At 73.2% G+C, this 10,651-nt stretch carries 7 protein-coding genes; 5 read left to right on the top strand and 2 right to left on the bottom strand.

From position 1 onward, the window contains the following. Positions 1-136: 136 nt before the first annotated feature. Complete coding sequence (locus tag ACFWEK_RS13165) at positions 137-1,396, top strand: MFS transporter (RefSeq protein ID WP_430554336.1); 1,260 nt, start codon at positions 137-139, stop codon at positions 1,394-1,396. Here the strand turns inward: ACFWEK_RS13165 and ACFWEK_RS13160 are convergent. Together ACFWEK_RS13160 and ACFWEK_RS13155 are read right to left on the bottom strand one after the other, a co-directional pair. Beyond that, entirely contained in the window at positions 1,303-2,217 is a 915-nt protein-coding gene (locus ACFWEK_RS13160) for a helix-turn-helix domain-containing protein (RefSeq protein WP_430554335.1), read from the bottom strand. The genes ACFWEK_RS13165 and ACFWEK_RS13160 overlap by 94 nt on opposite strands. Then, positions 2,214-4,904, bottom strand: a complete 2,691-nt coding sequence (locus tag ACFWEK_RS13155) for a flippase-like domain-containing protein (protein WP_430554334.1) — start codon at positions 4,902-4,904, stop codon at positions 2,214-2,216. The genes ACFWEK_RS13160 and ACFWEK_RS13155 overlap by 4 nt, the downstream gene beginning before the upstream one ends. A gap of 205 nt (positions 4,905-5,109) precedes the next feature. Here ACFWEK_RS13155 and ACFWEK_RS13150 point away from each other — a divergent pair, with 205 nt between their 5' ends. Genes ACFWEK_RS13150 through ACFWEK_RS13135 form a run of 4 tightly spaced genes read left to right on the top strand, consistent with a single transcriptional unit; the run spans position 5,110 to position 10,639 of the window. Then, positions 5,110-6,753: an ABC transporter substrate-binding protein gene (locus ACFWEK_RS13150; RefSeq protein ID WP_430546592.1), complete on the top strand. Its 1,644-nt coding sequence runs from the start codon at positions 5,110-5,112 to the stop codon at positions 6,751-6,753. Between the two features lie 21 nt (positions 6,754-6,774). Then, positions 6,775-7,818 carry an ABC transporter permease gene (locus ACFWEK_RS13145; protein WP_430554333.1) on the top strand — a complete coding sequence of 348 codons (1,044 nt, stop codon included), beginning with the start codon at positions 6,775-6,777 and terminating at the stop codon, positions 7,816-7,818. Continuing rightward, a complete protein-coding gene (locus ACFWEK_RS13140; protein ID WP_430546590.1) occupies positions 7,818-8,906 on the top strand; it encodes an ABC transporter permease in 1,089 nt (362 codons plus the stop codon). Before ACFWEK_RS13145 ends, ACFWEK_RS13140 begins: the two co-directional genes overlap by 1 nt. Next, a complete protein-coding gene (locus ACFWEK_RS13135; protein WP_430554332.1) occupies positions 8,903-10,639 on the top strand; it encodes a dipeptide ABC transporter ATP-binding protein in 1,737 nt (578 codons plus the stop codon). The genes ACFWEK_RS13140 and ACFWEK_RS13135 overlap by 4 nt, the downstream gene beginning before the upstream one ends. The last annotated feature ends 12 nt before the right edge of the window (positions 10,640-10,651 follow it).

The following is a 10,651-nucleotide window of genomic DNA, read 5'->3' as shown; positions in this document are numbered from 1 at the left end:
CCGCCCGCATCCTGCGAGCGGCGGGCCTCCGGCGTCCCCGGCCCCGGGGGCGGACGGCGTCCGGCGCGTGGCGTCTGGATCGAGTCCGTCGGCGTCCCGGTCGGCCCGGGTGCCGCCGCGCGTTGTTGCGACCTGCATGACGACGAACCCGATCGACACCGCCGCGGCTCCCGCGGCGGCCACCACGACGGCCACCACGGCGGTCACGGGGGCGCCCGGCCCCCTCCCGCGCCGACGCGCCGCGCTGGCGCTGGCCACGATGTTCCTGGGCAGCTTCTCCCTCGTGACGGCGGAGTTCCTGCCGCCCGGGGTGCTCACCCCGGTGGCGCAGGACCTCGGGGTGACCGAGGGCGTCGTGGGCCTCTCCGTGAGCGCCACGGCCCTCACCGCGCTGCTCACCGCCCTCGTGCTGGGCTCGCTGTTCCCGCGCACCGACCGCCGCACGCTGCTCGTGGTGCTCGCGCTGGGCGCGGTCGCCTCCAACGTGCTGGTGGCGCTGGCGCCGAGCATCGGCGTGCTCATGGCGGCCCGGCTGCTGCTGGGCGCGGCGCTGGGCGGCTACTGGTCGATGTCGCTGGTCATCGCGACGCAGCTCGTCCCCGCGGACCAGGTGGGCAGGGCCATGATGGTGGTGAACGCCGGCACGACCGTCGCCACGGTGGCCGGCGTGCCGCTGGGCGTGATCCTCAGCGCCGCGGCCGGCTGGCGGGTCGTGTTCGTGGCCGCCGCGGTGATCACGGTGGTGACGGCGGTCGCGATGCGCGTCGCCCTGCCGCCCGTGGCGCCGACGCCGGGCATCGGCTGGTCGGCGACGGGCCGGGCGCTGCGGTCGCCGGGCGTCGGCCTGGGCCTCGTGGCGATCGTCGCGGTCATCGGCGGGCACTTCGCCGGCTACACGTACGTGCGGCCCGCGCTGTCGCAGCTGCCGGGGTCCGACGTCGGGCAGGTCGCGGTGCTGCTCGCGCTGTTCGGCGTGGGCGGCCTGGTCGGGAACTTCGCGATCGGGGCGCTCGTCGACCGGCACCTCGCGGTGCTGCTGCTCGCAGTGCCCGTGGCGATCGGCGCGGGCGTCGCCGCCGTCGGGCTGGCGTCCGCCCTGCCGCTGCTCGTGTACCCCGCGGTGATCGTGTGGGGCGCGGCGTTCGGCGGCGTCCTCAACGTGGTGCAGGTGTGGATCACCCGCATGATGCCCGGCCAGGTCGAGGCGGGCAGCGGGCTCGTCGTCGCGGCGTTCCAGACGGCGATCATCCTCGGCTCCGCGGTGGGCGGCCTCGGCGTCGACTCCGTGGGGGTCGGCTGGACCTACCTCGTGGCGGCGGTGGCCGCCGTCGCGGGCGGGGTCCTGGTGCGCAGCACGCTGTCGCGGCGGTACTCGGACGGCGTCGCGCCCGTGTGACGGCGGAAGGCGCGGCCGAACGCCGTGTCCGAGCCGTAGCCCAGACGGCGGGCGATCGTCGCGACCGGCAGGTCGCCCGCCGTCAGGAGGCAGCGCGCGTGCGCCACGCGCACCTGCGCCAGGTAGCGCCCGGGCGTCAGCCCCGTCGCGGAGCGGAAGCGGGCGGCGAACCCGGACCGGGAGGCGAGCGCCACGCGGGCCAGGTCGTCCACCGTCCACTCGCGGCCGGGGTCGGCGTGGATCGCGGCGACGGCGCTCGCCAGGCCCGGGTCCTCGCGCTGCATCAGCCAGCGGGCCGGGGCACAGCCGCGCGCGTACCAGGCGCTGATCGCCATCGACGCGACGAGCGTGACGACCCGGTCGCCCAGCACGCTGCGCGGGGCGCGGTAGTCCTCGACCAGCGAGCGCAGCATCGTCGCGGCCGTCGGCTCGGTCTGCGGCAGCTCGGTGAGGAGCACGACGGCGGGCAGCACGCCCGCGCCGTCGTCCGCGCCCACGGGCGCCACCCGCACGCACTGCACGGCGGCGGTCGAGAGCGCGTGCACCTCGAAGCGCGGGCCGTGCGGCAGGAACAGGAAGTCGCCGGGCGCGAGGTCGGCGACGTCGCCCACGCCGCGCACGCGCACCAGGCCGTTGGTGACGAGCAGGAGCGCCGCGTCCCCGGAGGCGTGCTCGGCCCACTCGCCGGCGGCCAGCGTGTGCCGGGACCGTGCCACGAAGCGCCACTGCAGCCCCGCGAGCACGCGGTCGAGCTCCTCCGCGGCGGCCGACGCCGACGACGTGCTCGACGAGCAGCCGGGCGCAGAGCCCACCGCCGTCACAGGTCGCCGGTCTTCTCGAGGCGCTTCATCGCCACCCAGCCGATCGGCACGCGGGCCCAGTAGGTGACGACGCGGTAGAGCATGGTCACGGTGACGGCGAGCGACGCCGGGATGCCGGCGGCGGTGAGCCCGGCGATGAGCGCGCCCTCGACGCCGCCCAGGCCGCCGGGCGTGGGCACCATCGCGCCCACGGAGTTGCCGACCAGGTAGATCACCGCGACGTCGATGAGGTTGAGCGACTGCCCGAACGCGGCCAGGGCGAAGTCGAACGCCAGCACGTACCCGAGCGTCATGACGACGTTGCCCCCGAGGCCCAGCGCGAGGCGGGTGGGCTGGCCCAGCATCGCCGACAGCCGGGGCCAGACCTGCTCGAGCGTCGGGCGCGCCTTCTCCCACGCCCACCGGCGGACGGAGGGCACCAGGAGCGTGGCGACGACGGCGATGCCGACGCCGGCGATCGCCAGCAGCACGGTCGTCGACGGCAGGTCGATGAGACCGCCCGACCCGGTGGACACCGACAGCACGACGAGCAGCAGCACCGTGACGACGAACTGCGACAGCTGCACCAGCGCGACCGTCGCGACCGCCATCGGCGTGGTCACGCCGCGCCGGGTGAGCATGCGCAGGTTGAGCGCCGCGGGCCCGATGCCCGCCGGGGCGGCGAGCGCGACGAACGAGCCGGCCATCTGCGTGAGCGTGGCGCGCCACAGCGGGAGCTTCTCCGGCGAGAAGGCGCTGAACGTCAGGGCCGCGCCGAACCAGGTGAGGGCCCCGAGCAGGAACGACGCCGCGACCCACCACGGGTTCGCCTCGGTGATCGCCGAGGCGATCTCCTCGAAGTTCAGGGTCGTGACGACCACCGTGACGGCGACGATCGTCAGCGTGAGCATGATGACCGTGCGGGCGCCGAAGCGGGTGATGTTCTGGGGCTGCACGTCCGCCTGCGGCAGCCGTTCGACGAGGGCCTCGCGCAGCTCGTCCAGCAGGCCCTTCGCGCGCCGCACCTCCTCGCGCGTCGGGCTGGGCAGCGCGATGGACTGCAGCAGCGGCCCGATGGCGGCGATGTCCTCGTCGGGCAGGGCGCGCACCGCGGAGGCGAGCGCGCGACGCGCCCCGACCCGCAGGGCCAGCAGCGCGAGCATCTGCGTGAGGTCCAGGCGTCGCGACAGGGTGCCCGACGCGATCTCGCCCTGCTCCCAGCCGGTGAGCCACACGTGCGGCGCGCCGGAGAGGTCCCGGTGCACCAGCACGACGTCGGGCGTGAGGGCGTGGTGGGTCAGCCCGGCGTCGTGCGCCCGCCGCAGCTGCTCCCACGCCTGGGCGAGCACGGCGTCGCCCCGCGGCCCGTCGAGGTCGTCGGGCTCGAGGTCGCGCAGGGAGACGGCGCCGCGCGCGTGCTCCTGCACCAGCACCACCGAGTCGTCGGCGACGCCGATGCCCTCCAGCCGAGGGGTGCGCACGCCGGCCGCCTGGGCGGCGTACGCGAGCAGGGCGGTGCGCTCGGCCGCGGCGCGCAGCGAGATCGCTGCGCGGCCCTCCAGGCCGCGCAGCCGCAGGGCGCGCCACAGCCGCTGCACCGTGGTCAGCACCTGTCGGTCGCCGTCCAGCACGACGACGTCGCGGCGGGGCTCGCCGTCGCCGGTGAACAGCGCGTACACCCGGTTGTCGCCGGAGCGGGTGAGGGCCACGGCCGCCGCGTCCGCGGTCGTGGGGTCCGGCGGGAGGGTGTGTTCCTCGTCCTCCGGGGCGTCCACGACGTCGCCGTCGGCGTCGTAGGAGGCCACCGGGTCCTCCGGCAGGGCGGGAGGCCCGTCGGCGTCCGCCTCGGCGTCGTCGACGACGGCGGAGACGTCGCGCACCCGCACCAGCGCGGTCGGGTGGAACCCGGCCCGCCGCACCGCCGCCACGAGGTCGGCGCCGTACGCGCGCTCGCTGCGCACGCCGGACACGTACTGCACCGCCTGCCCGGCGAGGCGGCCGAGCAGCAGGGCGACGAGCACGCCCGGCAGCGACACCTGCCCCGTGATGAGCACGATGAACAGGGCCAGGTACAGCACGTTCCACGACCAGCGCACCGTGCGCCGGCGGGTGCGCGGCCCCGCCGTGGTGAGCAGGCCGGCGATCGCCGCCACGTACCCGGGGATGGTGAGCTGCCACGCGCCGTCGGTGAACACCGACAGCCCGCGCACCAGCTCGTCGCTGCCGAAGCGGGAGATGGTCAGGGCCGTGACGACGCCGAGCACGAGCCCGAGCGCGGCGGCGCAGATGGACTCCACCACCTGGCGGCCCAGCCGGCGCCAGCCCAGCTCGATCAGCACGGCCGCGGGCACGAACAGGGTGATGAGGCCCTCGAGGAGCGCGACCGGGATGAACAGGATGCGCGCCAGCAGGGAGCTGAAGGTCCGCACGTCCTGGGTGACGCCCTCGGTGGTGGCGTGCGCGACGACCGACAGCACCAGCACCAGGGCCACGCCCAGCGCGCTGACCACCATGCCGAGCATGTCGGACGGGTGCCGCACCCGGGCCTCGGGGGTGTCGACGACGCGCACGAGGTCGGTCGGCGTGCCCTGGTCCGAGGTGTCGCCGCCGAGCAGGGCCCGGAGCGGGCCGGTCGGCGGCGCCGTGTCGCTCGCGGGGCTCCGGTGCGGAGGATCCTGGGCAGGACCCGCGGTGCTCGCTCCGGACATGCCGGAAAGTCTAGGTGTTACCGGGCCTCACGGCCTGTGACACGAGGTAGAGAGCGGTGGTAGGTTCCCGGACCACGATGCGAACCTGCCTCCGGGTGTGACCCACACCCGTGACGGGAGCGACACACCGGTGTGCTAGAAACCCGCATCGTGACGAGTCCGCGGCCACCCGCCGCGGCCGGCCTGGACGAAGGGGACCACGACCATGAGTGCCATCAGAGGCTCGCGACGGCTGCTCGCCGGCGCCGCAGGGACCGCAGCGCTCGCGCTGGTGCTGACCGCGTGCGGCGGCGGTTCGGGCGACGGCGGGAGCGGCGACGGCGGCGGCAGCGCCGAGTCGCTGGTCGTCGGGACCACGGACAAGATCACGTCGCTCGACCCGGCCGGGTCGTACGACAACGGGTCGTTCGCGGTGATGAACCAGATCTACCCGTTCCTCATGAACACCCCGTACGGCAGCCCGGACGTCGAGCCGGACATCGCCGAGTCGGCGGAGTTCACGTCGCCCAAGGAGTACACGGTCAAGCTCAAGCCGGGCCTGAAGTGGGCCAACGGCAACGACCTCACCTCCTCCGACGTCAAGTTCACCTTCGACCGCCAGCTCGCGATCGCGGACGAGAACGGCCCGTCGTCGCTGCTGTACAACCTCGACTCGGTGGAGACGCCGGACGACACGACCGTCGTCTTCAAGCTCAAGAGCGAGAACGACCAGATCTTCCCGCAGATCCTGTCGTCCCCCGTCGGCCCCATCGTGGACGAGGACGTCTTCTCGGCCGACGCCGTGACGCCGGACCAGGAGATCGTCGACGGCAAGGCGTTCGCCGGCCAGTACTCGATCACGAGCTACAAGACGAACGAGCTCATCAGCTACGAGGCGTACGACGGCTACCAGGGCATCCTCGGCGCGGCCAAGACGCCGAAGGTCGCCGCCAAGTACTTCACGGACGCCTCCAACCTCAAGCTCGAGGTGCAGGACGGCTCGGTGGACGTCGCCCTCCGGTCGCTGTCGCCCACGGACATCGAGGACCTCCGCGGCGACGACGCGGTGAAGGTCGTCGACGGGCCCGGCGGCGAGATCCGCTACATCACGTTCAACTTCAACACCCAGCCCTACGGCGAGAAGCAGTCGGACGCCGACCCGGAGAAGGCGACCGCGGTCCGCCAGGCCGTCGCCGACCTCATCGACCGCGAGGCCCTGGCCGACCAGGTCTACAAGGGCACCTACACCCCGCTGTACTCCTTCGTCCCGGACGGCCTCACCGGCGCCACGGAGCCCCTCAAGGAGATGTACGGCGACGGCCAGGGCGGCGCCGACGCCGACGCGGCGAAGAAGCGCCTCGACGACGCCGGGGTCACCACCCCGGTCGAGCTGAACCTGCAGTACTCGAACGACCACTACGGCCCGTCGTCGGGCGACGAGTACGCGCTCATCAAGGACCAGCTCGAGGCGGACGGCCTGTTCACGGTCAACCTGCAGACCACCGAGTGGGTGCAGTACTCCAAGGACCGCACGTCCGACGTCTACCCGGCCTACCAGCTCGGCTGGTTCCCGGACTACTCGGACGCGGACAACTACCTCACGCCGTTCTTCCTCAAGGAGAACTTCCTGGGCAACCACTACGTGAACCAGGACGTGGAGGACATGATCCTCGAGCAGGCCGTCACGGCCGACGAGGCGAAGCGCACCGAGCTCCTGGGCCAGATCCAGGAGGCCGAGGCCGAGGACCTGTCGACCGTCCCGTACCTGCAGGGTGCGCAGGTCGCGGTCACCGGCGCCGACGTCACGGGCGTCGAGGACACGCTGGACGCGTCGTTCAAGGTCCGCTACGCCGCGATGGCCAAGGGCTGAGAGACGGACTGAGCACTTCTCGTGTCTGCACGTAGCACGGCAGGGAGCGCACTGGGACGCTACGTCCTGGTGCGCTTCCTGCTCATCATCCCCACCGTGTTCATCCTGGTCACCACCGTCTTCGTGCTCATGCGCGCGACCGGTGACCCCATCACCGCCGCGCTGGGCGGCAAGCTTCCGCCCGACCAGCTCGCCGAGCTGATCCATGCGGCCGGCTACGACCGACCCATCGTCGTCCAGTACTGGGAGTACCTCACCGGGATCTTCTCCGGCGACTTCGGCACCACGATCAGCGACAACCGACCGGTCACCGAGGTGCTCACGACCTACGGGACGGCGACGCTGGAGCTCGCGTCCTACGCGATCGTCGTGGCTCTCGTGCTGGGCGTCCCGTTCGGCATGGTCAGCGGCTACTTCCGTGACCGCCTTCCCGACGCGGTGCTCCGCATCCTCGCGATCCTCGCGTACGCGACGCCGGTGTTCTTCGCCGGCCTCATCCTCAAGCTGGTGTTCTCCGTCTGGCTGGGCTGGTTCCCGGTGGCAGGCCGCGTGTCCACCGACGGGGAGATCGCGATGCAGCTCGCCGGGGCCGACTCCGGGTTCATGCTGATCGACGCGTTCAAGACGGGGGACCCCGAGGTCGTGCTCGACGTGCTGTCGCACGCCGCGCTGCCGGCGATCGCGCTCGGCCTGCTCACCGCCGGCGTGTTCCTGCGCCTCGTGCGCACCAACATGATCGGCACCCTCGGTACCGGCTACATCGACGCGGCCCGCTCGCGGGGCGTCAAGGAGAGCCGCCTCGTGCGCAAGCACGCGTGGCGCCCGGCGCTCATCCCGATCATCACCGTGGCCGGCATGCAGGTCGCGATGCTGCTCGTGGGCGCCGTGCTCACCGAGACCACGTTCGAGTGGCGCGGTCTCGGCTTCCAGCTGTCGGAGTACCTGCAGGCGCGCGACTTCGTCGCCGTGCAGGGGATCGTCGTGCTGATGGCCGTGGTCGTGGCGGTGACGAACTTCCTCGTGGACGTCCTCGCCGCCCTGATCGACCCGAGGGTGAGGTACTGATGACCAGCGGAGAGATCACGAGCGTCGGCACGGCCGGCGCAGCCCCCGAGCACGTCGCCGGCCGCGGGGCCTGGTTCAAGAAGCTGCCGGTGGTGCACCAGGTGCGCCAGAGCGTCGGGCTCCAGCGGGGCATGCTCATCGCGGGCCTCGTCCTGACGACGCTGTTCGTGCTGGTCGCGGTCTTCGCGCCGCTCCTGGCGCCGTACGGCTGGTCGCAGCTGCGCAGCGGGGACGGCGTCGCGTTCGGTGCCCAGCAGCCGCCGTCCGCGGAGCACTGGTTCGGCACCACCGTCGGCGGCTACGACGTCCTGTCCCGCGTGGTGTGGGGCGCGCAGACGTCCCTGCTCGTCGTGCTCGTCGCGGTCGTGGCGTCGATCGTCGTGGGCGTGCTGCTCGGCCTGGTGTCGGGGTACTTCGGCGGCTGGCTCGACCGGGTGCTCGTGGTGATCGCGGACGCGATCTACGCGTTCCCGTCCCTGCTGCTCGCGATCCTGCTCGCCATCGTCATCTCGGGCGGGCAGTCGAGCATGTGGGGCGGCATCCTCGCCGCCGCGCTGTCGATCACCGTGGTGTTCGTGCCGCAGTACTTCCGGGTGGTCCGCGCGGAGGTGGTGCGGATCAAGGCGGAGGCGTTCGTCGACTCGGCGCGCGTGCTCGGCACCGGGCACTGGCGCATCATGACCCGGCACGTGCTGCGCAACTCCACGCGCACGCTGCCGCTCATCGTCACGCTCAACGCGTCGGAGGCGATCCTCACGCTCGCCGGCCTGGGGTTCCTCGGCTTCGGCATCGAGCCGACGGCGGCAGCCGAGTGGGGTTACGACCTGCAGCGCTCGCTCGCCGACGTCACCTCCGGCATCTGGTGGACCGCGCTGTTCCCGGGTCTCGCCATCGTCCTCGCGGCGATGGGCATGACCCTCGTGGGCGAGTCGCTCAACGACCTGGCCGACCCGCGCCTGCGCTCGCGCGCACGCTCCGGCCAGGTGGCGGGGGCGGTCGCGGCGACGTCGGTCGAGGCGGACGCCTCCGACCCGGAGAACCCGGCGTCCGCCGAGCACTCGGAGAACCCGAAGGGAGACGACGCATGAGCGCCGAAGCATCGAACAGCGCCGTCGCGTCGCACGACGCCGTCGCGCCGAACGGCGCTGTCGCGTCGGTCAGGGACCTCGAGGTCTCGTTCGCCACGGACGCCGGCCCCGTGCGGGCCGTCGCCGGCGTGAGCCTCGACGTCCAGCCGGGCGAGGTGCTCGCCGTCGTCGGCGAGTCCGGCTCGGGCAAGACCGTCACGGCCAAGACCATCCTGGGCCTGCTGCCGGAGACGGCGACCACGAGCGGCGCCGTCGTCCTCACGGGGCGCGACGGCGCGGCGACGGACGTCGTCGCGGTCTCGGCGTCGAAGCTGCGCCAGGTGCGCGGCCGCGACGTGGCGATGGTGTTCCAGGAGCCCTCCAGCGTGCTCAACCCCGTGTACACGGTGGGGTGGCAGATCGCCGAGGGCATCCGTGCGCACGGCGACGTGTCGAAGAAGGAGGCGCGGCGGCGGGCGATCGAGGTGCTCGGCACGGTCGGCATCCCCGACCCCGAGCACCGCGTGGACCACTACCCGCACCAGTTCTCGGGCGGGCAGAAGCAGCGCATCGTCATCGCGATGGCGCTGGTGCTGGGGCCGAGCCTCATCGTCGCGGACGAGCCGACGACGGCGCTGGACGTCACCGTCCAGGCCGAGATCCTCGACCTGCTGCGCCACCTGCGCGACGAGACCGGCACGGCGATCGTGCTCATCACGCACAACATGGGCGTGGTGGCGGACCTGGCCGACCGGGTCGCCGTGATGTACCAGGGCAAGGTCGTGGAGCAGGCGGCGGTGGGCGACCTGTTCGCCGACCCGCAGGCCGACTACACGAAGGCGCTGCTCAAGGCCGTGCCGCGCGTCGGTGAGGGCGCCGTCCGCGCCGTCGAGCGCGCCGCCGCCCGCCCCGAGGGATGGGCGGCGTCCGAGCCGGTGGTGCGGGCCGAGGGCCTGACCATCACGTACCCGGGGCGGTTCCGGCAACCGGCGTTCACCGCGGTGGACGGCGTGGACCTCGCGATCCGCCCCGGCGAGGTGCTGGGGCTGGTCGGGGAGTCGGGCTCGGGCAAGACGACGATCGCCCGCGCGATGGCCGGCCTCACGCCCGTGAGCGGCGGGTCGCTGCAGGTGCTCGGCACCGAGATGCGCGGCGCCAGGGGGCGTGACCTCAAGGCGATGCGCCCGCGGCTGGGGTTCGTGTTCCAGGACCCGGCCACGTCGTTCAACCCGCTGCTGACCATCGCCGAGTGCGTGGCGGAGCCGCTGGTCGTGCACGGACGGGTGCGCAACCCGGAGGCCGCGCGCGGCCGCGTCGACCAGCTGCTCGAGGCCGTCCAGCTGCCCCGCAGCTACGGCGACCGCTTCCCGCACGAGCTGTCCGGTGGGCAGCGGCAGCGCGCGTCGCTGGCGCGCGGCCTGGCGCTCGACCCGGAGCTGCTCATCGCCGACGAGCCGACGTCGGCCCTCGACGTGTCGGTGCAGGCGCGGGTGCTGGAGCTCTTCGCCGAGCTGCAGAAGGAGCTCGGCTTCGCCTGCCTGTTCGTGTCGCACGACCTCGCCGTCGTGGACCTCCTGGCCGACCGCATCGCGGTGCTCTACCGCGGGCACCTGGTCGAGGAGGGCACGGGCGAGCAGGTGCTCGGCGCGCCGCGCGAGGACTACACGAAGCAGCTGCTGGCCTCGCTGCCGGTGCCCGACCCGGAGGCGCAGGCCGTGCACCGGGAGGAGCTGCTCGCCCTCCGGCGGGGCTGACCCGGCGGGACG

The sequence above is a fragment of the Isoptericola sp. NPDC060257 genome (assembly GCF_042726645.1).
Lineage (GTDB): Bacteria > Actinomycetota > Actinomycetes > Actinomycetales > Cellulomonadaceae > Isoptericola > Isoptericola nanjingensis.
This window is presented reverse-complemented; position numbering and strand designations above follow the sequence as displayed.

Bases quoted from the DNA above. Each gene is read 5' to 3' on its own strand.
- ACFWEK_RS13155 (WP_430554334.1), bottom strand. From the start codon at position 4,904: ATGTCCGGAGCGAGCACCGCGGGTCCTGCCCAGGATCCTCCGCACCGG.
- ACFWEK_RS13140 (WP_430546590.1), top strand. From the start codon at position 7,818: ATGACCAGCGGAGAGATCACGAGCGTCGGCACGGCCGGCGCAGCCCCC.
- ACFWEK_RS13165 (WP_430554336.1), top strand. From the start codon at position 137: ATGACGACGAACCCGATCGACACCGCCGCGGCTCCCGCGGCGGCCACC.
- ACFWEK_RS13135 (WP_430554332.1), top strand. From the start codon at position 8,903: ATGAGCGCCGAAGCATCGAACAGCGCCGTCGCGTCGCACGACGCCGTC.
- ACFWEK_RS13150 (WP_430546592.1), top strand. From the start codon at position 5,110: ATGAGTGCCATCAGAGGCTCGCGACGGCTGCTCGCCGGCGCCGCAGGG.